Origin of the sequence: Bradyrhizobium erythrophlei (genome assembly GCF_900142985.1) — a bacterium.
GTDB classification, from domain to species: Bacteria; Pseudomonadota; Alphaproteobacteria; order Rhizobiales; family Xanthobacteraceae; genus Bradyrhizobium; species Bradyrhizobium erythrophlei_B.
In genome coordinates, this window is sequence record NZ_LT670849.1 from 1104742 (window position 1) to 1129233 (window position 24492).

The window sequence follows — 24492 nt, forward strand, 5'->3', positions numbered from 1 at the left end:
CGGCGCGTGCGGTAGCCGGATCAGGCCGAGGCTCCCTTCGCCTTCGGCCGGCGCAAATGCTCATCCAGCCGCGGCATGATCTCGACGAAGTTGCAGGGCCGCGTCCGATAGTCGAGCTGTGCGGCAAGAATCCCGTCCCAACCGTCACGGCAGGCGCCCGGCGATCCCGGCAGGCAGAAGATAAAGGTCGCACCCGCCACGCCCGCCGTCGCGCGGCTCTGGATCGTCGAGGTGCCGATCTTGGCGTGGCTCAACATGTGAAAGGCGATCGAAAAGCCGTCCATCCGCTTTTCGAACAAAGGCTCGATCGCCTCCGGCGTCACGTCGCGGCCGGTGAAGCCGGTGCCGCCCGTGGTGATGATGGCGTCGACCCCCTCATCCGCGATCCATCGTCTGATGACAACGCGGATCGCATCGACGTCGTCGACGATGATCTCGCGCGCGGCGAGGCGATGGCCCGCCGCCACGATCCGCTCCGCCAGCGTCGCGCCCGATTTATCGTCGGCGAGCGAGCGCGTGTCCGAGATCGTCAACACCGCGATATTGAGCGGCACGAACTTTTTGGTTTCGTCGGTCGAGCTCATGTGAGGTCAGACAATCCTTACAGCGACGCAGCACTAAACGTATCACACGCCTTGAGTGTTCCCTGCTGATAGCCGGTCATGAACCAGCGCTTGCGCTGTTCCGCCGAGCCGTGCGTGAACGAATCCGGCACCACGCGCCCGGTCGCCTGCCGCTGCAACGTGTCGTCGCCGATGGCGGATGCGGTCGCGAGCGCGCCGTCGATATCACCCGGCTCGATGAAGCCCGGACGCTTCTTCTCTTCGCGATTGACCCAGATGCCGGAAAGACAATCCGCCTGCAATTCCACCCTCACCTGAAGCGCATTGGCCGCCGCCTTGCTGCCCGCGGCCTGCTGCTGCGCCGTCACCTTCGGCAGAATGCCGAGCAGGTTCTGGATATGATGTCCGGCCTCATGCGCAATGATATAGGCCGCGGTGAACTTGCAGGCCGAGCCCTGACAGCCATGGAATCGGGTTTCGACTTCGCGGAAGAAGCCGGTATCGAGATAGATCTGCCGGTCGGGCGGACAATAGAATGGCCCCATCGCCGACTGCGCCATGCCGCAACGACCGCCATTGGTCGCGTTGCGGAACAGCACGATGCGCGGGCCGGTGTAGCTTTGGCCGGCCGCCTGGAAAATCTCGCTCCAGCGATCGTCGATCTCGCCGAGAATGCCGGCGATCATGCTGCCCATCTCGTCGGTCGGAGCCCCTTTCTTGACGGGGCCCGGCCGCCGGTCGGTCTGGTAGGTCGATGTCTGGCTGCTGCCGCCGCCGGTGAGGATCTCCGCCCCGCCGATCAGGATGCGCGGGTCGATGCCGAAGGCATAGCCAACCAGGCCGAGCACGATGATGGTGCCGATGCCGAGCCCGCCGCCTCCGCCCATCGGCAGCCCGAAGCCGCCGCCACCGCCACCAATACCACCGCCGCTGTCGTCGCGACGGTCGTCGATGTCGTCGCTGCGGCGAAAATCATCGTAACGCATGGCCCAATTTCCTCGTTGCGGTTCGCGGCGCCGATCTCGCCGTGACAGCGGCCAGGACGGCAGAATTTTCTTCGTTACATCTAATAACCCGCCCGGCAAAAATTGCCTAGTGGCGGAGGCCCCGCATTGGCCACGCACTTCGTCGCGAGCGCATGCGGCAAAACGCGAATGCTAATTCCCTTTTAGATTCCATCGTGTCGCCGATCCTGTCTCCAACGTCGTCAGAATATCCATCGATCGCCGGACGTGAATTAATCGGATCATCAGCGTGAAAGAATTGCCCGGTTAAGTCGATTTTTACTTTGCCCCGTCAAAGTGTGGCCAGTCGGTTGTTTGGTCCCGCGTCGCCGACAGCGTCGCCTGAGTCAGAGTATTTGAGTCATGGTTGTGTCGCGTCGCGGGGCGTCTGCAAGGGCGCCCCGCACTAAATTTGAGTCCCAGCAAGATAGCCGCATCATCCTTGGCGATTGCGTCGCCGAGATGTCAAAGCTTCCCGCCGGCTCCGTCGATCTCGTCTTCGCTGATCCGCCTTACAATCTTCAGCTCAAGGGCGACCTCAAGCGTCCCGACGAATCTCATGTCGACGCCGTCAACGACGACTGGGACAAGTTCTCGTCGTTCGCCGCCTATGACGACTTCACGCGCGCGTGGCTGCTTGCCTGCCGCCGCCTGATGAAACCGTCGGCGACGCTCTGGGTGATCGGCTCGTATCACAACATCTTCCGCGTCGGCGCCATCATGCAGGACCTCGGCTTCTGGGTTCTCAATGATATCGTGTGGCGCAAGTCCAACCCAATGCCGAACTTCCGTGGCCGCCGCTTCACCAACGCGCACGAGACCATGATCTGGGCCGCGCGCGACGAGAAGGCCAAGGGCTATACGTTCAATTATGAGGCGCTGAAGGCCGCCAACGAAGACGTGCAGGCGCGCTCGGACTGGCTGATCCCGCTTTGCACCGGCGAAGAGCGGCTCAAGGACGAGAGCGGCAAGAAGGTGCATCCGACCCAGAAGCCCGAAGGTCTTCTGGCGCGCGTGCTGCTGTCGTCGTCGAAGCCCGGCGATCTCGTGATCGATCCGTTCAACGGCACCGGCACGACCGGCGCCGTCGCCAAGCGCCTCGGCCGCCGCTACATCGGCTTCGAGCGCGACAAGACTTACGCCGCCGCGGCCGAAGCCCGTATTGAGGCCATCGAGCCGTTGCCGGAAGCAACGCTTGCGCCGTTCATGACCGCGCGCGATGCGCCGCGCGTCGCATTCTCCGAACTGATCGAGCGCGGCATGATCTCGCCCGGCACCAGGCTCGTCGATGCCAAGAAGCGTCATGGCGCGCTGGTCCGCGCCGACGGCGCCATCATGCTCGGCGACAAGGTCGGCTCGATCCACCGCATCGGCGCGGTGGCGCAGGGCGCGGAAGCTTGCAACGGCTGGACTTTCTGGCACGTCGAGACCAAGCAGGGTCTCAGGCTGATCGACGAACTGCGCGCCGAAATCCGCAGCCAGATGGCGGTGGGCTGAGCTTCATCTTTCATCTTCAGATGTCAAACAGCTAAGTATCCGGGCCTCATGGTTCGAGACGCCGCTTCGCGGCTCCTCACCATGAGGGTTTCGAACCGTGTGCCCTACCCTCGTTCTTTCGAGCGGCGCAATCCGTCCTCATCCTGAGGAGCCCGCCGCAGGCGGGCGTCTCGAAGGATCGAGAGGACGCGCCTCCGCGTCCCCGCGACGCCATTCGCCCGAGCTTTGCCCAATAGATCGTCCCTCCGGAAACAGAGGGCGCAGGGAATGCCGGGCGCTCGATGCACCCGCAGCCTCGTATGCAAGCAAAAAAAGCATACGAGTGTAGTCACCACAGGTTCACCGGGTTCACCCGGCATTCCCTGCGCGATTGGTTTTAACGGTTTCCTTCGTGCTCTCCCCGGTGAACGGGCTTTTTTGTCACCGTCGCAAGCCACAATGCGCGAGCATTGTCGCCGACTTGATATCAGCGTCGGGATATCAGGACCACACGACTTCGCCGTCCGCGATAACGCCGCTCGTCTGGCGGCGCCACCTGCGTCCATCGCATCCCGCACCCAACGCTCGTGACGACCGCGAAGCGCCCCTTGTGTCCAGGAAATCTGGCAGAATGTGCGAACGGGCGGTTCTGACCAACCGCCCGTTGCTGGAGCTGAGCCCGTAGCGCCCCAAAAGCGACAAAGCTTGTTCAAGAGCGAGGGACAGTTCCGGTGTCTTCCTCAACCCGAACAGTTGCAAGGGCTTCGAGCCCGTACCGAGCAAGGAAGGGAGTGGATGATGGCACAAAGCGGTTTGGTTGTCGCCGGTATCGACGTGGCCAAGGACAAAGTAGATGTCTGCCTTCGCAAGTTCGCATTGCGTCAGGTGTTCCCGAACACCGCGCCAGGGCACAGCAAGCTGGTGGCCTGGCTTCGCAAGCACCAAGTGAACAAGGCCGTTATGGAGGCCAGTGGCGGCTACGAACGCGATTGGGCCAAAGTGCTGCGCCAAGCCGGCATCGAGGTGCGGATCGTTGATCCCAGGCGGGTCCGCAGCTTCGCGCTGTCGGCCGGACGCCTAGCGAAGAACGATCCGATCGACGCGGGGATGATCGCCTGGTTCGCAGAGACATTTGACGAGATACCTGGCCAGATCCACGATGCCGCACGCGAGGAGCTGGCAGCGCTGGTGAAGGCACGCAAAAACCTGATTGATGTTAAGACCCGATTGCAAAGCCAGAACGAACACGCCGGACCGAGACCGGTGCAGAAGGCCCATTCCCACGTGTTGAAGAGTCTGGCTGCCGAAATTGCCAAGCTCGAGACTGCGATCTCCGCCAAGGTCAAGGCGACACCGGGCTTTGCTGAGCGCGCCGAGATCATCGAGAGTGTGCCGGGCCTCGCCGAAACGACATCCGCGATCCTCATCGCGGGGATGCCGGAGCTCGGGATGGTGGGTGAGGAGATCGCCGCGGCCTTGATAGGCCTCGCACCTTATGATGACGATAGTGGCAAACGGCGCGGCGAGCGACACATCAAGGGCGGCCGCCGTTGGGTCAGAAACGCCGTCTACATGCCTTGCCTCAGCGCAGCCACGCAGCACAACCCGGTGCTCAAGGCCTTCTATCAACGCCTGATCGCCAAGGGAAAGGAGCCGAAGGTGGCCCTCGTCGCCTGCATGCGAAAGCTGATCGTCATCCTCAACGTCATGATCGCTCGTCGCCAGAAATGGGATGCCGCGCGCTACACATCGGCCTGATCCAGCGAACTTTATCGCCCTTGGTCCCCGTTTACTTCGGCACAGTTGCTCTTAATCAGGCGCGGGACGATGCAGAGTCTGCCCGTGATTTTAGCGCGCGATCAACTGCGGCACATTGGCACGACGGGCAAATCACCCTGCGATTGAAAATCCGTGTCAAGTGACGAACAATTTTTTGCGTGTCTCAGTCTGCGGTCCCGAGCGGCTTGTCATCTTTTGGCCTCTTGCGGGCGAGGCGGACAATCCGGTCGACGAACAATTCAGCCGACCCGGTGTAGACATGCGGATCCAGCATTTCGTCAATTTTCTCAGGTGTCAGATTTCGTCTGATGTCCGGATTGTCCAGCAAGCCTTCCTTGAAAGACGCGTCGGCCTCGAAGACCTTCATGCAGATCTCGTAGACCATGTCGTGGGCCCTCTGCCGGCCGAATTTGGCGCCCAGTGCCATCATGACCGGCTCGGACATCAGCAGACCCTTCTGGAGCCACAGATTGCGCTCCATGTTTTGCGGCTTCACGGTCAGGCCAGCCACGACGGCAACTGCTTTTTTGGCGGCCGCATCCGCCAGGCAGCATGCCCGTGAGATGAACTCTCGCTCAGTCTGCAAACCGATCTTGTCGCGTTCGTGCTCCGTCATCATGGCTTCCAGCGCCAGCGGCGCCGTGCTGCGCAGGACCCTCGAGATCGCGACGATCGTTTCGCAGGTTGGCGGATTGCGCTTGTGCGGCATCGTGCTGCTGCCGACCTTGCCCGGCGAGAATGGCTCTTCAAGTTCGGCGAATTCTGTCTTCTGCAGGGAGTAAATCTCATGCGCCATTCGGCCGATCGTCGATGTGCTAATCGCGAGGACGCAGACCAATTCGGCGATACGGTCCCGCGACGACTGCCACGAGATCTGTGGGCAGGCCAGGCCGAGTTCATTCATCAAGCCGCGGTGAACCTGCTCGCCATGGGCCCCGAGAGCAGCGAGTGTGCCGACGGCTCCCCCGAACTGGCCAACCAGCACCCGTCGCCGCATTTCCTGAAAACGCTCGAGATTACGGCAGAGTTCATCCAGCCATTGGGCCGCCTTGAAGCCAAATGTGATGGGAAGAGCTTGCTGACCGTGTGTGCGGCCAGCCATGACTGTGGATTTATGCGCCTCGGCAAGGTCCGCGAGGTTGCTTAACAGCCGCCGGGTGGCTGCTTCGATCTCGTCGAGAGCCTCACGCAACTGCAAGATCGTCCCGGTATCCATGATATCCTGCGTTGTCGCGCCCCAGTGAACAAATTCGCCGGTATCGCCGTCGCAGACTTTTTTTATGGCACGGACAAGCGGCACGATGGGATGGCTTGTCCGGTCCATTTCGCGCTTCATCTCGTCGAGATCGAAAAGCTCGACCTTGGCTTTGCGGCTTATTTCGTCCGCTGCCGCCTGCGGTATAACACCGAGCCGTGCCTCCACACGCGCAAGCGCTGCTTCCACGTCCAGCCATTTCTGGACGGTATTCTCGTCGCTGAAGATGCGCCGCGTTGCCTCGGTGCTGAACTGGTCCCCAAACAACCTGCTATCAATGACATAGGCGGCCATGTTTTCTCCCGCTGGTTTTGAAAATTTAGTCTGCGTGAAGGTTCGCTTCCCGGACGACATTGCCCCATTTCACCGTCTCATCGGCGATGAAGCGCGCGAAATCGGCCGGTGAATTTGCAAAAGCGGTTGCGCCCTGTTCGCCAAGCTGCGCGATCAATTTGGGATCAGCGAGGCTTGCGTTGATTTCCTTGTTGAGCCTCCCGACAATTTCGGCCGGCGTATTCTTCGGGGCGCCAATCCCGTACCAGCCGCTGGCCTCAAATCCCGTCAAAAACTCGCCCACGGCCGGAACGTCGGCAAGCGCGTCAGATCGCTTCGCGGTGGTAACCGCCAGAGCCCGCAGACTTCCGGACCGGATGTGTTGGATACAGGCAGGCATGGTGCTGAAAAACACCTGAACCTGTCCTCCCAGCAGATCGGTGATCGCGGGGCTCGCGCCGCGATATGGAACGTGAACGAGGTTGACGCCCGCCATGATCTTGAACAGTTCACCGGATATATGCGTGCCGCTACCGACGCCGGCCGATGCCATGTTGAGCTTGCCGGGATTGGCCTTGGCGAGCCCTATGAATTCGGGGACCGTGCTGGCCTTTACCGACGGACTCAACACCATCACGTAAGGCTCGCGCGCGATCGAGGCGACCGGCGTGATGTCTTGCATGAAATCGAAACTGAGATTTTTGTAGAGCGTCGCATTGATTGAATTCGGCGGGCTAATCAAAAGCAGCGAGTAGCCGTCGGCACGAGCCCTCACGACGGCCTCCGTTGCGATATTGGTGCCAGCCCCCGGGCGGTTCTCGATCACGAATGGCTGGCCGAGCCGTTCTGAAAGCCACTGCCCGATGAGACGCGCCATGATGTCGGTGCCACCACCGGCCGCGAAGCCCACCACAATGCGAACCGGCCGGGCGGGAAACTCGATCGCCCATGCCAGGCGCGATGGCGAAATAGGAAACGCCGCCGTGGCTGCGGCGAGGCGCAAAAAATGGCGGCGAAAAAGCTCCATGATAATCCTCTCGGCACATAACGATTTGAGATCGCAGCAGCAAAGCAGGTTATCGAAAGTTCAAAACGCTCACTAAATACCGTCAATCGCTCGGCAAATGCAGCCGAGTACGACGACGTGACCCTGCATAGCAATATTTTCGAGTGAAAGCTGGATGACCAAGTCCACTTGAATGGATTTTCGAATTTTTTTGGCGCGGTTCATCGAAAAGCCGGTCACGCGCGTCAGCCAACTGATGAAGCCGTGGCAACCTCCGCGAGAATATGATAGCCTCGATCTTCTGCTCACGGGACTTGTTCAAAATGTCCCGGTGCGGAGCGACATCAGCGGGCTCAAGACCCGTCGCCGTCGAACAGGGAGACGCTCATGGTACGACGACGACTGGCCATGCTTCTGGCGACCGGCGCGCTGGCGCTGACTGCGGCGCCGATATTAGCGCACCATTCCTTCGCGATGTTTGATCGGGAGCACCAGATCGATCTCGAAGGCACCGTGCAGGAATTCAGGTTCGTCAATCCACACACCTTCATCAATCTCGTCGTGAAGCAGGACGACGCCAGCACAGTGACCTGGAGTCTTGAGGGTCAGAGTCCGGCTGCGCTTGTCCGGGGCGGCTGGACCAGCAAGACCCTCAAGGCAGGCGATGAGCTCAAGATGCGGATTGCGCCCTTACGCAGCGGCGCGCCGGGCGGCGCCTGGGCGCCCAATCAGATCGCCTTCCGCGACGGACGCGAGCTCGATGCGTCACAGAGCAGCATCGGCTTCCCAGACTCGGCCGGGTTGGAGCGCTAATGTAGGGAGGCGGCGTGATGACCTTTTCGCGCTTGATCGCATCGGTAACACTTCCGGCTACGCTCTCGGTTACGCTCTTGGCCTTGCTGATATCAGCGGCGTCAGGCGCACGGGCCGAGGGTGAAGGAACATATCCTGACTGGGGCGGACAGTGGTTTCGCACCGGCGGCGTCCAGTTCGACCCGACCAAGCCGCTCGGCCGTGGCCAGCAAGCGCCGCTCACGGCGGAATACCAGGCCAAGTTGGATGCGAGCATTGCCGATATCGCGGCCGGCGGCCAGGGACTGAACGATCACACATCGTGCCTGCCGCACGGCATGCCGCGGATGATGAACGCGGTCTATCCGATGGAGTTCATCGTCCAGCCGAAGATCACCTACATTCTGTTTGAGGAGAACCTGCCGCGCCACATCTATACCGACGGCCGCGCCTGGCCAGCCGAACCCGAGCCCTCTTTTGCGGGTTACTCGATCGGCCATTGGGTGGATGAAGACGGCAAGGGACGCCTCAATCTGCTCGAGATCGAGACCCGCCACATGAAGGGCCCGCGCACGTTCGAGGGGAGCGGCCTGCCGCTGCACGAGGACAATGAGACGGTCATCAAGGAGCGCATCTTCCTCGACAAGGAAAAGCCGGACCTTCTCCATGACGAGATCACCGTCATGGATCACGCGCTCACCCGCCCGTGGACGGTCACCAAGAGCTATCGCCGTGAACGCAACGCGGTCTGGCTTCCCAACGAATGCGCCGAGGACAACCGCCACGTCATTATCGGCAAGGAACACTACATGATCAGCGCGGACGGCCTGCTGATGCCGGCCAAGAAGGACCAGCCGCCGCCAGACTTGCGCTATTTCCGCCAGTCAAAAAAATGACGGGGTGACGAGGGTCGCGCTCAGCGGGGCAGAAGGTTGGTCTTGGCAAGGTCAACCACCTCGTCGCCACGGCCGCTCATGACGGCGCGCAACACCCAGAGGCTGAAGCCCTTGACCTGCTCCAGCGTGATCGTCGGGGGCATCGACAATTCCTGCGTCGCCGTCACCACGTCGAGGACGGCCGGGCCATCATGGGCGAGCATGGCCTTGATCGCGCCTTCCAGCTCTCCGGGATCCTCGACCCGGACGCCATGAATACCCATGGCGCGGGCCATGGCCGCGAAGTCGGGATTCTTGAGATCGACGCCGGTCTCGATGAAACCGGCAGCCTTCATCTCCAGCGCCACAAAGCCGAGAACGCTGTTGTTGAAGATCACAACCTTCACCGGCAACTTCATCTGGGTCAGCGTGATCAGGTCACCCATCAGCATGGAAAAGCCGCCGTCGCCCGACATCGACACCACCTGCCGGCCCGGCTGCGCGGCCTGCACGCCGATCGCATGCGCCATCGCATTGGCCATCGAACCGTGAACCCAGGAGCCGATCAGGCGACGCCGGCCATTCATTTTCAGATAACGCGCGGCCCAGATGGTCGGCGTGCCGACATCGGCGGTGAACACTGCATCATCAGTGGCGTATTCGCCAATGAGGCGCGCGAGATATTGCGGATGAATTGGCTTCTGGCCCGGCTTGCCGCGCGCCAGTTCGTCGAGTCCGGAGCGGGCATCCCGGTAATGCGCGAGGCTGGCATCAAGGTGCTTGCGGTCGGCCTTTGCGTTGAGTTTCGGCAACAGCGCGGCGATGGTTTCGCCGACATCGCCGACGACGCCGAGATCGAGCTTGCAGCGGCGGCCGAGGTTCTCGGGACGGATATCGACCTGGGCAATGCTGATGCCGGTTGGAAAAAACTGCTTGTAAGGAAAATCGGTTCCAAGCATCAGCAGCGCGTCACAGGCATGCATCGCGGCATAGCCTGAGGAAAATCCGATGAAGCCGGTCATGCCGACATCGTACGGATTGTCATACTCGACATGATCCTTGCCACCGAGCGCGTGCACGATCGGACTCTTGAGTGTCTCCGCGAGCTTCATCAGTTGGTCGTGTGCGCCGGCGCAGCCGCGTCCGCAGAACAGCGTCACGCGTTTGGCGCCGTTGAGCAGAGCGGCGAGCGCGTTCAGTTCAGTGTCGGCGGGCCGCACCACGGGCGCCGGCGGCAGGAGCCCGGCATTGGGCGAGATCTCGCGCTTCGGCGCCGGGCGCAACGCGACGTCGCCCGGCAATACCAGCACGGCAACGCCGCGGCCACCGACGGCGGCGCGGATGGCGTTCTCCAGCATGTAGGGCAATTGCGTGGGATCGGACACCAACTCGCAATAATGGCTGCACTCGCGAAACAGGTCCTGGGGATGGGTCTCCTGAAAATAGCCGCCACCGATTTCCGCAGACGGAATTTGCGCCGCCAGTGCCAGCACCGGCGTGCGGCTGCGATGCGCGTCGAACAAACCGTTGATCAGGTGCAGATTGCCCGGACCGCAGGAGCCTGCGCAGACGGCGAGACCGCCGGTGATCTGGGATTCGCCTGCGGCAGCGAAGGCTGCGACTTCCTCGTGCCGGACATGGACCCACTCGATCACTTCGCGCTTGCGCAATGCTTCGGTCAGGCCGTTCAGGCTATCGCCGACAATACCGAAGATGCGCTTCACGCCGGCCTGGGCGAGTGTTTCGGCGATGAGATCCGCAACATTGTCGATCCGCATGGGAAAACCCTCTTTGCGTGAGGCTTGAGGCTGCACGCTACACTGCTCGGGAGGCTTGAGCCGCGCAAGACCGGCCAGATCAGATTTTCGCGACGGATTGCGGGCCTCGCCATTGCGCGGCCGCAATGCACTCCTCACAAACTCGTCGCTTGCTCTTTTCCGCAAAATTCGTGCAAGAAATGCCTCTCCGCCGGCCTTTGGCCAGCGTCCCCATTTTGCGGCAATAACGAAAAGGGAGATCTGAATGCTCAAGTTCTATTTCAACGGCGCCCCGAACCCGGCCAAAGTCGCGCTATTTCTCGAAGAGACCGGCCTGCCCTACGAACTGATCCCGGTCGATACCCGCAAGGGCGACCAGTTCAAGCCAGAATTCCTCAAGGTCAATCCGAACGGTAAGGTGCCGGCGATCAACGACGACGGAATTTCCGTTTTCGACTCAAACGCGATCCTGCTCTATCTCGGCGAAAAGACCGGCAAGTTCATGCCGGCCAACACGCCGCAAAACAAGGCGCTGCTCTACTCGTGGCTGATGTTCATTGCCACCGGCCTCGGTCCCTATTCCGGACAGGCCGTGCATTTCAAGCACTTCGCGCCGAAGGACCTGGAATACGCGCATGACCGCTACCAGTTCGAGGCGAACCGCCACTACAAGATCCTCGACGATCACCTCGCCAAGAGCAAATACATGGTGGGCGATAGCTATTCCATCGTCGACATGGCGTTCTGGGGTTGGGTGCGCATGGCGCCGTACATTCTGGGCGATGACGCCTTCACGAAGTATCCCAACGTGAAGCGGCTCTTCGACGAAATCTCGGCACGGCCCGCAGCGTCGCGCGCGAGCACGCTAAAGGACAAGTTCACCTTCAAGACCGAGATGGACGACGAAGCCCGTCAGATCATGTTCCGTCATCTCAAGACCAAGGTGGCCTGATCCGCCTTCCAGACGACGAAACGGCGTCCCGAGAGGGACGCCGTTTTTTCTACCCGTCGATCGCCGCGACCGCCTCGATCTCGATCAGCCACCCGGGCCGCATCAGGCGGCTCACGGCAACGAACGTACTGGCCGGCGGCGCGGCAACATTCAGGTAGCGGTCGCGGATCGGGCGCAGCTTCGGCACGTCGGCCGGATCAACCTCGGGGCTAAGGAAGTAATTCAGCTTGACGATGTCGGCCATCGCGCCGCCAGCGGCTTCGACTGCAATCTTGAGGTTGGCGAAGACCTGCTCGACCTGAGCCTCAAAATCGCCCTCGCCGATGATCTTGCCGGACGCATCACTCGGGACCTGGCCGGAAATATAGACGATCGTTCCGCTGACGACCTTGGCGACGTGCGAATACAGGGCCGGGCCCGGCGCAATCAGACCTGTCGGGTTGATGAATTCCTTTGATGGCTTCGACATCATCATCTTCCATGTGGCAATGCCGGATTTGCGTCACGCCCTGATATCGCACATCCGCGACAGCCTTTTCAAAGCAAGATTTCATCCTGTCAAAACCTGCGACGCCCGCCACACGGAATATGTCATTTCAAATCGCCGCAGGTATTTTTGAGTCCGGGAATTTTCCCAGCGCCTTTTCGGTCAGGACCGAGTCGCAATACTCCCTGATCTCCTTGATCCTGCCGTCCGCGAGACGGAATATCAGGCAGTAGTCATTGTCGTAGCGCGCGCCCTCCCGCGTGACATTGTCGCCCTTGGCTTCCACCGCAACATAGTCGCCGTCGGCGATGAAGCGAAACGCGAGCGTGCGCGTCCGCTCGACAAGCCGCGTACGGACATGGCCGTGCAGGTCGTTCAGGATCGACTGCTTGCCCTCGAAGGTGCGTGACCAGGAATACTGGCCGGTCACGGTCCAGATCGCGTCGTCGGCGAGACTGGCGACGAACAATGCGCGGTCGCGCGCGGCGGGGTCGGGATTGCCGGCGGCGGCGAAAATCTCCTGGATCAATTTCTTGTTGCTGGCGGTGTCGCTCATGGCGGCCTCTTTCGGTTGAGTGAAGCACCCGCCGATCATTGCGCCACGGCCGATCATTCTTCCAATCGATATGAAATATGATAACTATTCATTTCATGAATTTTAATTCGCTTGACCTCAATCTGCTGGTTGCGCTCGACGCGCTGCTCAAGGAAGCAAGCGTCAGCCGCGCGGCGATGAGGATCGGCCTGTCGCAGCCGGCCGCGAGCCACGCCTTGCAACGGCTGCGCGACGCGATCGGCGATCCGCTTCTGGTACGCACCGGTGCGCGGATGGAGTTGACGCCACGGGCGCAGGCGCTGCGCGGGCCGCTTTCGCAGGCGCTCGACCAGGTGCGCGGGCTGTTTGCGCCGGAGAAATTCGACGCCAGCCGCAGCGAGCGGCATTTCCGCCTGATGATGCCGGATCTGGCGGTCGAACTGCTGATGCCGCCGTTGATGGAAAAGGTGACGAAACAGGCGCCCGGCGTGACCATCGACGTGGTGCCGTGGCGGGGGCCCGCGATCTTCACCGCGGAATTCGCCCGCACCATCGACCTTGTCATTTCGATTGGCGATGCCTTCAAGGGCTTTCACCGCCAGCGCCTCTACGTCGACAGCGATGCGCTCGCCGTGCGCAAGGGCCATCCGGTCGGCGCCGGCTTGAAGAAGCGCGATGCCTTTCTCGCCGCGCGGCATGTCGCCGTCGTGATCCGCGGCCAGAACGAGGACCTGATCGACCGCTGGCTGCACACCAAGAACATCGAACGGCGGATCGCGCTCGTCGTGCCGGGCTATATCGAGGCGCTGCACGTGACCGCGCGGACCGATCTCGTGGCCTTCGTACCCCGCCGCCTGATCGCGGCGCTGGCAAAGCAATTGTCGCTGAAAACGGTCACGCCGCCGCTCGATCCCGGCATCGACGAGCAGCACATGTTCTATCCGACCCGCGCACAGTTCGATCCCGGATCGATCTGGCTGCGGAACCTGATGCTGCAAACCGGCCGCGGTCTGGACGGGGTGAAGCCGCGCGCCGCGTGAATAGCGTGCCTTCGCAGTTGCCCCCGAAGTCGCCGTCATGTCATGACGCTCGCGGGAAGGATGGTACTGACATGACAGTTCTGATTGCCGGCGGCGGCATCGGCGGGCTGACACTGGCGCTCAGCCTGCACCAAATCGGCGTCCCCGCCAAAGTCTTCGAGAGCGTTCCCGAATTGAGGCCGCTCGGCGTCGGCATCAACGTGTTGCCGCACGCGGTGCGCGAATTGATCGAGCTCGACTTGCGCGAACCGCTCGATGCCGCTGCTGTCGCGACACGCGAGCTTGCTTATTTCTCCAAGCGCGGACGGCCGATCTGGAGCGAGCCGCGCGGCCTGGAGGCCGGTTACAAGTGGCCGCAATTCTCGATTCCCCGCGGCACCCTGCAACAGATCCTGCTCGAGACCGCCATCGAACGGCTCGGCGCCGACAACATCCTCACCAGCCATCACCTGAGCGACTGGACCGAAACGGGAAGCGGAGTTCGTGCCAGCTTCATCGACAAGGCCACCGGAAAGCCGGCGGGCACGTACGAGGGCGCGATGCTGATCGCCGCCGACGGCATCCATTCCGCCGCGCGGGAAAAACTTTACCCGAACGAAGGCCCGCCGATCTGGAACGGGCGCATTCTCTGGCGCGGCGTGACGGCGGCAAAGCCATTTCTATCCGGCCGCACCATGATCATGGCCGGCCACGAGACGCTGAAATTCGTCTGCTACCCGATTTCAAAGGTGCCGGATCGCGACGGCAAGCTCCTGATCAACTGGATCGCGGAGCGGCACATGCCGCCGACCTATCAATGGCGGCGCGAGGATTACAATCGCGCGGCCCACCTTGAAGAATTCCTGCCGTGGTTTGCGGACTGGAGATTCGACTGGCTCGATGTCCCCGGCCTGATCCGCGACTGCTCGCATGCATTTGAATATCCGCTAGTCGATCGCGATCCGATTCCGCAATGGACGTTCGGCCGCGTCACGCTGATGGGCGATGCCGCCCATCCGATGTATCCGGTCGGCTCCAATGGCGCCTCGCAGGCCATCCTCGACGCACGGGTGCTGACGCGGGAGATTTTGGCACACGGTGCGACCCGATCCGCGCTTGCGGCCTATGAAGCCGAACGCCGTCCCGCCACGACCGAGCTTGTTTTGCTTAACCGCCGCAACGGGCCGGAGCAGGTGATGCAACTTGTCGAGGAACGCGCGCCCGACGGTTTTGACGATGTCAGCGAAGTGCTGTCGCGGCGGGAGCTGGAAGAGATCGCAGCCAACTACAAGCGCGTCGCCGGATTCCAGGTCGAAGGCCTCAACGCCAAACCGCCGATCGTGCAGCGACCAAGTATCTAGCGCAGCGCCCTCGCCGCCTCGATCAGTCGCGCCGCTAGCCAAGCCCGTGCGCAATCACCTTGCGCATCACATTCGGCAACGCTTCGTCATCGAGCGTTGCGATCGGCACCCAGCGCATGTCCTTTGGCGCACGCGTGCGCGCGGCGACGCGCGCCGTATAGACCACAAGCTCGAGCGGAAAATGCGTGAAGACGTGCGTCACCACGCCGAGCTTGCGATGCCAGCGCGTCACGCCCGCAAGGGAGGGCGCCTGCTTCAGCGCGGTCGCATCGTCCTGCGCGGCGCGCCAGTCGGAGCCCGGCACCTCGGTCATGCCGCCGAGCAGTCCCTTCTCCGGGCGCGTCCGCACCAGAAGCTCGTCGCCGCGGGTGACGACGAACGCGGCTCCACGGCGCAAGTCGCCTGATTTCTTCGGCGCCTTCTTCGGAAATATCTCCTGCTCACCGCGCTGGCGTGCGGCGCAATCATCATTGAGCGGACACAGGCTGCATGCCGGCTTCTTCGGCGTGCAGATCGACGCCCCGAGGTCCATCAAGGCCTGTGCGCTGTCGCCGGCGCGAGACTTCTCGTCGCCGGCGCGAGAGGGTCCGAGCAGTGTCGCCGCGAGCTTCTGGATGACGGGCTTCGCCTGCGGCAACTCTTCCTCGACCGCAAACAGGCGTGACACCACGCGTTCGATATTGCCATCGACCGGCATGGTGCGGCGGTCGAATGCGATCGCGGCAATCGCCGCCGCCGTGTAGGGACCGATGCCGGGCAAGGTCCGCAAGCCTTCTTCGGTATCGGGGAAAACGCCGTTGTGGTCACGCAGCACCGCGACCGCGCAGGCGTGCAGGTTGCGCGCCCGCGAATAGTAGCCAAGCCCCGCCCACATGCGCAGCACGTCGTCGAGCGAAGCGCGGCCGAGCGCCGTGACATCAGGCCAGCGCGCCAGGAACTTCTGAAAATACGGCCCGACCGTCTTGACCCCGGTCTGCTGCAACATGATTTCCGACAGCCACACCGCGTAAGGATCGGGCTTGTGGCCTGCCGGCGGTCGCCACGGCAGCACCCTTCGATGCCGGTCGTACCACGCCAGCAACAATGCAGGGCGCGCGGTGACCGCATCTTCTTGATCGGACGAAGGAGTTTTCTTTCGCCGGATAGCGGCGCCTGATAGACTCATATGTACATGGTCGCAAAGCCTTCCAAGATGAACAAGCCCGGTCGATCCAGCGCAAAGCCGTTGTCCGTCCTGCTCAGCGACGTCTTCTCCGACGCCTATGCCAAGCAGGGATTTGCGGCGCGCGAACTCGTCACGCGCTGGACCGAGATCATCGGTCCCGAACTGTCGGCGCATTGCGAACCGCTGAAGATGCAGTGGCCGCGGCCGGTGGAAGGCCAGCCGCAGGAGCCGGCCACGCTGGTGCTGCGGGTCGAAGGCCCGATGGCGCTGGAAATCCAGCACGCTTCCGACGTGATCCTTCAACGCGTCAACCGCTTCTTCGGCTGGAGCGCGGTCGGACGCCTCGCCCTGCGGCAAGGCCCGCTATCGCGCAACGAGCGGCCACGGCCCTCGCCGCCGCCCGACCCGCGCGAGGTCGAGCAGATCGCGCAGACCCTGACCTCGGTCGAGGACGACGCCTTGCGGGCGGCGCTGGCGCGGCTGGGGGCTTCAATCAAGGGAAATTGACGCTTTCCGCGACCCCGGCCGCCATTGCCACGTCAGTGGTTTCAAGCTAGCGAAGGCCAGTTTTTGCAGCCAAAGCGCCAATTCGGGAGCCGATCTTGATCATCACGCGTCGTGCCTTTACCGCCGCCCTGTCGCTGACCGGATTTGCCGCTCTCGCAGGATTGTCGCCCTTTCGCCTGATCACGGACGCGCTGGCCGACGGCGCCGCCGACGTTGCCAAGCCGCAGTCCCTGCCCGACATGGCGCTCGGGCCGAAGGATGCGAGCGTTACCATCACCGAATACGCCTCGATGACCTGCCCGCATTGCGCGGCCTTCAATGAAAACGTGTTCCCGAAGATCAAGGCCGCCTATATCGACACCAACAAGATCCGCTACGTGTTCCGCGAATTCCCGCTCGACATCAAGGCCGCCGCGGGCTCGATGCTGTCGCGCTGCATCGCCAAGGACGACGCCGCCAAGTACTTCGCGGTCACCGACCTCTTGTTCCGCCAGCAGAGCGACTGGGTGTTGAAAAATACCACCGAGACCCTGACCCGGATCGGCAAGCAGGCCGGGCTGAGCCAGAGCCAAGTCGAAACCTGCCTCAAGGACCAGGCCTTGCTCGACAAGATCGTGGCCGACCAGAAATACGCGTCCGACGTCCTGAAGGTGAACTCGACGCCGACGTTCTTCGTGAACGGCGAGATGATCAAAGGCGAAACCTCGTTTGAGGAATTCGACAAGCGGATCAAGGCACTGCTTAAAAGCTGAGCTGCCGGCTGGCGCCCGTGCGCTTCCGGCCTGGCCAATTGCGGCTTATACTGTCACGTACGAAAGTGCTTTCCGGGAGCCGACCTTGATCGTCACGCGTCGCGCCATAACCGCCACCCTGTCGCTGACCGGACTTGCCGCTCTCACCAGTCGCTCCCGGTTCGATCCGATTTCCGCCGCCTTGGCCAATGGCACGGCCGAGGACGTCGCCGAGCCAGTGTCGTTGCCGCAGATGGCGCTTGGACCTGTCGATGCGGCGGTCACCGTCACCGAATTCGCATCGATCACCTGTCCGCATTGCGCGGCGTTCAACGAAAACACCTTCCCGAAGATCAAGGCCGCCTATGTCGACACCGGAAAGATCCGGTATGTGTTCCGCGAGTTCCCGCTCGATCCCGTTGCCGCCGCTTCAAGCGTGTTGTCGCGCTGCATCGCTGACGGCGATGCTGAAAAGTACTTCGCCGTCACGGATGTGATGTTCAGACAGGATTGGTCGAGGTTCACGAAGCCTCGCGATACACTTATTCAGGTCGGCAAGCAGTCCGGGTTGGACGAAGACCAAGTCAGGGACTGCCTGAAGAACGAGGACGTGTTCAACAAGATCGTCGCGGACCGGATCTACGCCAACGCCAAGCTAGGCATCAATTCGACGCCCACGTTCCTCATCAATGAAGACAGGGTCGTCGGCAATGCCCCGTTTGAGGAATTTGACAGGCGGATCAAGGCGCTGCTCAAGGATTGAGCAATTCAACCGGAACTCGAAAGGCTCGCGATTTGCGAGAAATCTTGGGATAAGTGGCTCGTAATGCGCACTTAATTCCCTTGGGAAAAGCGGCGGCGGCGGTTGCCCTTGCCCCCCGTCTCGCCATTGTCCCTCCTTCGAGAGGCGCTATAAGCGACTCACCCCCAACAACGACAATTGCCTTCTATGGTATTGTCCGGGCAGGGAGATTCGCGCCCTGCCAACAGAGAATCTGTGCCTATGAAGCTGACCCGTCTTCGCCTTCACGGTTTCAAGTCGTTCGTCGAACCAACCGACTTCATGATCGAGCCGGGTCTCACCGGCGTCGTCGGTCCGAACGGCTGCGGCAAATCCAACCTCGTGGAAGCACTGCGCTGGGCGATGGGCGAGACGTCGCACAAGTCGCTGCGCGCGGCCGACATGGACGCGGTGATTTTTGCCGGCTCCGGCAACCGGCCGGCGCGTAACCACGCCGAAGTGGTGATGTCGATCGACAATTCGGAGCGCACCGCGCCTGCGGCCGTCAATGACAGCAATATTCTGGAGATTTCGCGCCGCATCGAGCGCGAGGCCGGATCGGTCTATCGGATCAACGGCCGCGACGTGCGCGCCCGCGACGTGCAGCTCCTGTTCGCCGACGCTGCCACCGGCGCGCGGTCGCCGGCCCTCGTCCACCAGGGCAAGATCGGCGAGATCATTCAGGCCAAACCCGAACAGCGCCGCCGCGTGCTCGAAGACGCCGCCGGTGTCGCCGGGCTTCACGCGCGACGCCACGAGGCCGAGTTGCGGCTGAAGGCGGCCGAAACCAACCTCACCCGTGTCGAGGACGTGATCGGACAACTCTCCGGACAGATCGACGGGTTGAAGAAACAAGCCCGCCAGGCCATCCGTTACCGCGAAGTCGCCGCCAAGGTCCGTAAAGCGGAAGCGTTGCTGTTTCACCTGCGCTGGATCGAGGCCCAAGCCGGCGTAACCGACACCACGCAGGTCCATGACCTCTCCGTCCGCGAGATGGCCGAACGGACCCGCGAGCAGGCCGAAGCCGCCCGCATCCAGGCGATCCGCGCCTCCGAACTCCCCGCCCTGCGTGAGGCCGAGGCCAGAGCCGCCGCCGGCCTGCAACGCCTGACCAGCGCGCGGGAGACGCTCGATCGCGAGGAAGCCCGCGCCCAGGAGCGCGTGGCCGAGCTCGACCGCCGCCTGACGCAGTTTTCCGCCGACAGCTCCCGCGAACAGCAGCAAACCGCCGACGCCGACGCTGCCCTTCAGCGGCTCGACACCGAAGACGCGGAGCTCAAGGAAGAAATCAAATTTCGCGTCGAGAAGCGCAGCGGCGTCGACGAACGCGTCTCTGAGGCGGAGGCCACCCTTGCCTCCGCCGAGCGCCTGTTTGCTGAGCTGACCACCACGCTCGCCGACCTCACGGCCAAGCGCAACCAGCTCGACGACAATGTGCGCACCCACCGCGACCGGCTGGCGAAGCTCGATTCCGACATCGCCAACGTCGAGCGCGACGAGCAAAGCCTTGCGGAGGAGACGAGCGGGCTCGGCGACCTCGCCATGCTCACTGCCGCGGTGGAAGAGAGCCAGGAGAACCGGACCAGCGCCGAAAGCGCTTCGCAGGCAGCCGAAGCAGCCCACGCCGCAGCCCGCGCCAGGCTAGAGGCTTCGCGCGCACCGCTGAACGAGGCCGACAAGCGCGTGCAGCGGCTTGAGACCGAAGCGCGCACGATTTCGAAGCTCGTCAACAGCGAGACCAAGAACCTGTGGCCGCCGATCATCGACGGCATCACCGTCGCCAAGGGCTATGAAAAAGCGATCGGCGCCGTGCTCGGCGATGATCTCGATGCGCCGGTGGATCCGTCCGCGCCGATGCGCTGGACCCACTTCGAGGCGACCGGGAGCGATCCCGCGCTGCCCGACGGCGTCGAAGCGCTCGCCGCCCATGTTCAGGCACCGGTCGAACTGAAGCGGCGTCTCGCCCAGATCGGCGTTGTGACGCGCGAACGTGGCGCAGAACTCGTCGCGCAGCTGCGGACCGGCCAGCGGCTGGTGTCGCTGGAAGGCGACGTCTGGCGCTGGGACGGGTTTGTCGCGGACGCCCACGCACCGACCGGTGCGGCACGCCGGCTCGCCGAGCGCGCGCGCCTCGTCGACATCGAAAACGAACTGGAGCAGGCCCGCATCGATGCCGGTGCCAAGCGGCAGGCGCTGGAAACGGGCGAGACCGAGTTGAAGGCGGCGGCGTCAGCTGAATCTTCCGCACGCGACGCGGCACGCGCCACCCAGCGCGAAGCAGATAGCGCGCGCGAACGTCATGCCGCCGCGGAACGCGAGATCAACCGTCACACCGCGCGCAAGTCCGCCCTGACGGAGGCGCGCAGCCGCATCGCCGCCGACCGCAGCGAAGCGCACGCCGCCCATGAAGGCGCGACCACGGCGCTGGCCGAGTTGCCCTCGAGCGAGCCCACCGAAAACAGGCTTGCGGAGGTCAAGACCGGCATCGATGGCTGCCGCCGTATCGCAGCCCAGGTGCGCGCCGAGGCGCAGGCGCTGGCGCGCGAGGCAGAGTTGGCCGACCGCAGGCTTCAGGCCATCACCGCCGAACGCAACGAATGGCAAAGCCGCAAGACCAGCGCCGCCTCGCAGTTAGAGACGATCGAGGCGCGTGTCAGCGAGGTCAGGGCCGAACGCGCCGAGCTTGAGAACGCGCCGGCGGTGTTTGCGGAAAAGCGCCGTGCGCTGATCAGCGAAATCGAGGCCGCAGAGGGCGGCCGCCGCGCCGCCGCCGACGCGCTGGCTGCCGCCGAGAACGTCATGGCCGAGACCGACCGCGCCGCCAAGATATCGCTCGAGGCTTTGTCGAGCGCCCGCGAGGCGACCGGCCGCGCCGAAGAACGGATGGATGGCGCCAAGCGCCGCCTGATCGATATCGAACGTGAGATTCACGACATGCTCGAGATCGAACCGCAGGCGGTCGCGGGGCTTGCCGAAATCGAGCCCGGCACGGAATTGCCGCCCTTGCCCGAGATCGAGGAAAACCTCGAAAAGCTGCGCCGCGATCGCGAACGACTTGGCGCGGTCAACCTGCGTGCCGAGGAAGAGCTCCGCGAAGTCGAGGCGCAGCACACATCGCTGACCACCGAGCGCGACGATCTCGTCGAAGCCATCAAGCGGCTGCGCCAGGGCATCCAGAGCCTCAACCGCGAGGCGCGCGAACGCCTGCTGGCCTCGTTCGAAACCGTCAACGCCCACTTCAAGCGCCTGTTCACCGAACTGTTCGGCGGCGGCGAGGCCGCGCTGCATCTGATCGAGAGCGAAGATCCGCTGGAAGCGGGCCTCGAGATCATCGCCAAGCCGCCGGGCAAAAAGCCGCAGACGCTTTCGTTGCTGTCGGGCGGCGAGCAGGCGCTGACGGCGCTGGCGCTGATCTTCGCGGTGTTCCTCACCAATCCGTCACCGATCTGCGTGCTGGACGAAGTCGACGCACCGCTCGACGATCACAACGTCGAGCGCTTCTGCAATCTCCTGAATGAAATGACCGCGACCACCGAGACGCGATTCATCATCATCACGCATAATCCGATCACCATGGCGCGGATGAACCGCCTGTTCGGCGTCACCATGGCGGAGCGCGGCGTGTCGCAGCTCGTCTCCGTCGCGCTCGATGAGGCCGTGAAAATACTCGATCAGAACGTGGCGTAATCTGTTGCCTGCGTCCCGTCTTGCGGGAGTGGCGACCGTTGTCCCAAATGGAAAATCCGCTTGGTAACGCCAAAAAGAGTGGATAGGGATTTATTCTTGTGGGGTTGGTTCGCAATGCCCAACAATGAACTTCGCTCGCTCGTAAAGTTCGTCATAGGTTAAAATTTCGATGTTCCGAGAATCGCGTCGGAACAGCTCAAACGTTCGAAGCTTGATGGCTCGCTCTTTCTCTGTCCCCGCGAATTGACTATCTGCGCCGATCAACAATATGCTTTTCGGATCGACGGTCATCCGATCGATCAGCTTCCCACTCGAGCTATAGTTTTTTGAGGCATTCGCCTCGCCTCTCACCTGCCAACTCGCCTTTTGCTCCAGGATTTGGGAAACCGAATCGATCAATTCTGTCGACAGCTTCCGGCTACCAGCTCTATTCTTGCGCTCCTCGAAAAGACGAGTGTCCGGCCTTTTCACCTCGACGAGCACGGTGAAGTTGGTGGCGCCCATTAGGAAGTCGGCAATAGAGCCATCCCGCCCGGCGACGTCCTCCTCGGAAACATGCGCCTCCCTTTGGAGGACGCCGAGAAAGCGATAGTCAAGTCCAAAGCCGAAAATCCACTCATTTCGACTGAAGAAATGCTGCCAAATCTTTTCCGGTTGCGTGCTCGTGATGCCGTGCTCGACGCGATACGTTTCAAGGTTCTCTGGACCACGCATGAGGCGATCAAACACTCCCAACTGACTCTTGCGGTAGCCGATATTTACGAGGTCGCGCGAGGTGATCAAGCCATTACGTAGTAGCTCATCGACTATCGCTAAACCATCCGGCTGCTTGAGGAGCGTGCGCATCTTCGCCTGCGTCTCCGCGTCTAAGCCGGCGCCAGCGCCTTCTCGAAGCGCAATCCGACGCTCATTGAGCTTCGCCAGGTCAAGCTCCGTAAGTAGTTTGAGAAATCCAAGCAACTTCTCGAACGTAAAATGGGTAAAAGTCATCGGGTCGCTCGGCCCCCAATGCTGCTCTTCCCATCGCGATACACCGTGCTTGGTGTACTGCTTGAACTTCTTGAGCGTCACCTCCCTGATGTCGCCGTTTGCCCGCAAGAACGTGACGCTAAGTTTGATCCGGTTCCGCGATGGAAAAGGCGGATGGTATTCGACTGTCGTGTTGCCATCTTCTTCAGTGACGATATTGAGATATTTACCCGAGCCGTCCTTAAAGTCGCGCGGATAGATTGCGTCGGTCCAAAAATTGCCGATGGCCGCCTCTTCGTCGAAAGCGCCACTGTGAGGCATTGTTCTACCCCTGCCAGAAATCCGCGGGCTGAATTGTAGGAATATCGTACACTGGGTTCGGCATGTGCACAATTTGTGACCACGTAGTTGGCGTACCTCAGAGCTGTCATAGAATACTGGATGCCCCCGCTTTCGTGGGGCAAGACGGCCGATAGATGATCCGACCCACTCTCCCCTCCGCTCTCCGCACTGCCCTCGACGCAAAGCTCGAAAGTCTGCCGCGTGACGACATCGCCGCGCGCGCGGGGCAGATTTCCAAGACCTACCGCAACAGCGGCAACTCTCGCGCCATCGCCTCACCCGCCGATGCACTGGCCTACGCGCTGGTGCGCATGCCCGCGACCTATGCCGCGGTAACGGCCTGCCTGAACGCGCTCGTGGAAGCAAGACCCGGCTTCGCGCCCGACAGCCTGCTCGACGTCGGCGCGGGGCCTGGCACGGCAAGCTGGGCGGCAGCCGGGAACTTTGTCTCGCTCAAGAACTTCATGCTGCTCGATATCAACGCGGCCTTGCAGAAGCTCGCGCTCGATCTCGGCCGCGAGCATTCGCGGCTCAGTGCCATGACATGCCGCCGCGACGCAGGCGCGCTCGACGAAGTCGAGCCCGCCGATCTCGTGATCGCGAGTTATCTGATTGGCGAAGTCGGAGAAAACGAGAGGCGCACGCTTGCCGAACATCTGTGGACCAAAACCCGAGATACGCTGCTCGTGGTCGAGCCCGGCACGCCGGCCGGCTACGCGCGGATCATCGAGCTTCGCAGCGACCTGATCGCAAAGGGCGCCCATGTCGCGGCGCCATGCCCGCATGATCAGCCATGCCCGCTTCTGGCGCCGGACTGGTGCCACTTCGCGCAACGGCTGCCGCGGCTGCGCGCGCATATTCAGCTCAAGGGCGCCGAGCTTCCGTTCGAGGACGAAAAGTTCAGCTATGTGGTGCTGACGCGTGAACCGCCGGCCAAACGTTTCGCGCGCGTGCTGGCGCCGCCCGCGGTCGGCAAGGTCGAAGTGGCTGCCAAGCTGTGCACAGCCGACGGCGTCGAGATTGCGAAAGTACCGCGACGCGACAAGACGGCATATGCAAATGCGCGCCGCTGGCGCTGGGGCGACGCGCCAACAAAGTAGATATCAAAGCCTTGATGAATCGAAATTAACCTTAGGTCTCGCCCAAGCCATTGAACGATATGGGCCTTGCGACCGA

The 24492-nt window shown here is 62.4% G+C and carries 21 protein-coding genes; 12 read left to right on the forward strand and 9 right to left on the reverse strand.

The genetic code is table 11. The features are described 5' to 3' along the window. Positions 1–20 precede the first annotated feature (20 nt). Positions 21–584: a molybdenum cofactor biosynthesis protein B gene (gene moaB, locus BUA38_RS05110; protein WP_072816992.1), complete on the reverse strand. Its 564-nt coding sequence runs from the start codon at positions 582–584 to the stop codon at positions 21–23. A gap of 17 nt (positions 585–601) precedes the next feature. Then, positions 602–1549 (reverse strand): KPN_02809 family neutral zinc metallopeptidase, encoded by a 948-nt coding sequence (gene ypfJ, locus BUA38_RS05115; protein WP_072816993.1) that lies wholly within the window; start codon positions 1547–1549, stop codon positions 602–604. A 381-nt stretch (positions 1550–1930) separates the two neighbouring features. Here ypfJ and BUA38_RS05120 point away from each other — a divergent pair, with 381 nt between their 5' ends. Together BUA38_RS05120 and BUA38_RS05125 are read left to right on the forward strand one after the other, a co-directional pair. Continuing rightward, on the forward strand, positions 1931–3064 hold the full coding sequence (locus BUA38_RS05120; protein WP_072816994.1) for a site-specific DNA-methyltransferase: 1134 nt from the start codon (positions 1931–1933) through the stop codon (positions 3062–3064). A 684-nt stretch (positions 3065–3748) separates the two neighbouring features. Further along, positions 3749–4801 (forward strand): IS110 family transposase, encoded by a 1053-nt coding sequence (locus BUA38_RS05125; RefSeq protein ID WP_244553128.1) that lies wholly within the window; start codon positions 3749–3751, stop codon positions 4799–4801. 184 nt (positions 4802–4985) lie between these two features. Here BUA38_RS05125 and purB read toward each other — a convergent pair whose 3' ends face one another. Together purB and BUA38_RS05135 are read right to left on the reverse strand one after the other, a co-directional pair. Next, positions 4986–6371, reverse strand: a complete 1386-nt coding sequence (gene purB / locus BUA38_RS05130) for an adenylosuccinate lyase (protein WP_072816995.1) — start codon at positions 6369–6371, stop codon at positions 4986–4988. Positions 6372–6396: 25 nt separating this feature from the next. Continuing rightward, positions 6397–7377 carry a Bug family tripartite tricarboxylate transporter substrate binding protein gene (locus tag BUA38_RS05135; RefSeq protein WP_072816996.1) on the reverse strand — a complete coding sequence of 327 codons (981 nt, stop codon included), beginning with the start codon at positions 7375–7377 and terminating at the stop codon, positions 6397–6399. 366 nt (positions 7378–7743) lie between these two features. Here BUA38_RS05135 and BUA38_RS05140 point away from each other — a divergent pair, with 366 nt between their 5' ends. Both BUA38_RS05140 and BUA38_RS05145 read left to right on the forward strand, forming a co-directional pair. After that, on the forward strand, positions 7744–8169 hold the full coding sequence (locus BUA38_RS05140; RefSeq protein WP_156898403.1) for a DUF6152 family protein: 426 nt from the start codon (positions 7744–7746) through the stop codon (positions 8167–8169). A 17-nt stretch (positions 8170–8186) separates the two neighbouring features. After that, positions 8187–9044, forward strand: coding sequence for a hypothetical protein (locus BUA38_RS05145; RefSeq protein ID WP_072816998.1), 858 nt, complete (start codon positions 8187–8189; stop codon positions 9042–9044). A 20-nt stretch (positions 9045–9064) separates the two neighbouring features. Here BUA38_RS05145 and poxB read toward each other — a convergent pair whose 3' ends face one another. Continuing rightward, positions 9065–10801, reverse strand: coding sequence for a ubiquinone-dependent pyruvate dehydrogenase (poxB, locus tag BUA38_RS05150; protein ID WP_072825837.1), 1737 nt, complete (start codon positions 10799–10801; stop codon positions 9065–9067). A 244-nt stretch (positions 10802–11045) separates the two neighbouring features. On the opposite strand from poxB, the gene BUA38_RS05155 reads away from it, so the two are divergent. Next, on the forward strand, positions 11046–11732 hold the full coding sequence (locus tag BUA38_RS05155; protein ID WP_072816999.1) for a glutathione S-transferase family protein: 687 nt from the start codon (positions 11046–11048) through the stop codon (positions 11730–11732). A 49-nt stretch (positions 11733–11781) separates the two neighbouring features. Here the strand turns inward: BUA38_RS05155 and BUA38_RS05160 are convergent, their stop codons facing one another. Next, positions 11782–12201, reverse strand: a complete 420-nt coding sequence (locus BUA38_RS05160; RefSeq protein WP_083587924.1) for a RidA family protein — start codon at positions 12199–12201, stop codon at positions 11782–11784. Between the two features lie 127 nt (positions 12202–12328). Beyond that, a complete protein-coding gene (locus tag BUA38_RS05165) occupies positions 12329–12775 on the reverse strand; it encodes a nuclear transport factor 2 family protein (RefSeq protein WP_072825839.1) in 447 nt (148 codons plus the stop codon). A 95-nt stretch (positions 12776–12870) separates the two neighbouring features. On the opposite strand from BUA38_RS05165, the gene BUA38_RS05170 reads away from it, so the two are divergent. After that, positions 12871–13794, forward strand: coding sequence for a LysR family transcriptional regulator (locus BUA38_RS05170; RefSeq protein WP_072817000.1), 924 nt, complete (start codon positions 12871–12873; stop codon positions 13792–13794). Positions 13795–13865: 71 nt separating this feature from the next. After that, positions 13866–15134 carry a flavin-dependent oxidoreductase gene (locus BUA38_RS05175; RefSeq protein ID WP_072817001.1) on the forward strand — a complete coding sequence of 423 codons (1269 nt, stop codon included), beginning with the start codon at positions 13866–13868 and terminating at the stop codon, positions 15132–15134. Positions 15135–15168: 34 nt separating this feature from the next. On the opposite strand, the gene mutY is transcribed toward BUA38_RS05175, so the two are convergent. Continuing rightward, positions 15169–16299 (reverse strand): A/G-specific adenine glycosylase, encoded by a 1131-nt coding sequence (gene mutY / locus BUA38_RS05180; protein WP_072817002.1) that lies wholly within the window; start codon positions 16297–16299, stop codon positions 15169–15171. Between the two features lie 27 nt (positions 16300–16326). On the opposite strand from mutY, the gene BUA38_RS05185 reads away from it, so the two are divergent. The 4 genes from BUA38_RS05185 to smc all read left to right on the forward strand — a co-directional run bounded on the left by BUA38_RS05185 (position 16327) and on the right by smc (position 22005). Beyond that, entirely contained in the window at positions 16327–16806 is a 480-nt protein-coding gene (locus BUA38_RS05185) for a DUF721 domain-containing protein (protein WP_072825840.1), read from the forward strand. Positions 16807–16901: 95 nt separating this feature from the next. Then, the gene (locus BUA38_RS05190; RefSeq protein WP_072817003.1) at positions 16902–17558 is read left to right on the forward strand and encodes a DsbA family protein; all 657 of its coding nucleotides are present in this window, start codon (positions 16902–16904) and stop codon (positions 17556–17558) included. An 85-nt stretch (positions 17559–17643) separates the two neighbouring features. Continuing rightward, positions 17644–18300 (forward strand): DsbA family protein, encoded by a 657-nt coding sequence (locus BUA38_RS05195; protein ID WP_072817004.1) that lies wholly within the window; start codon positions 17644–17646, stop codon positions 18298–18300. A 240-nt stretch (positions 18301–18540) separates the two neighbouring features. Next, positions 18541–22005 (forward strand): chromosome segregation protein SMC, encoded by a 3465-nt coding sequence (gene smc, locus BUA38_RS05200; RefSeq protein ID WP_072817005.1) that lies wholly within the window; start codon positions 18541–18543, stop codon positions 22003–22005. 90 nt (positions 22006–22095) lie between these two features. On the opposite strand, the gene BUA38_RS37930 is transcribed toward smc, so the two are convergent. Beyond that, the gene (locus tag BUA38_RS37930) at positions 22096–23295 is read right to left on the reverse strand and encodes a Shedu immune nuclease family protein (protein ID WP_244553195.1); all 1200 of its coding nucleotides are present in this window, start codon (positions 23293–23295) and stop codon (positions 22096–22098) included. A gap of 155 nt (positions 23296–23450) precedes the next feature. On the opposite strand from BUA38_RS37930, the gene BUA38_RS05210 reads away from it, so the two are divergent. Then, a complete protein-coding gene (locus BUA38_RS05210; RefSeq protein ID WP_072817006.1) occupies positions 23451–24416 on the forward strand; it encodes a small ribosomal subunit Rsm22 family protein in 966 nt (321 codons plus the stop codon). Positions 24417–24492 lie beyond the last annotated feature (76 nt).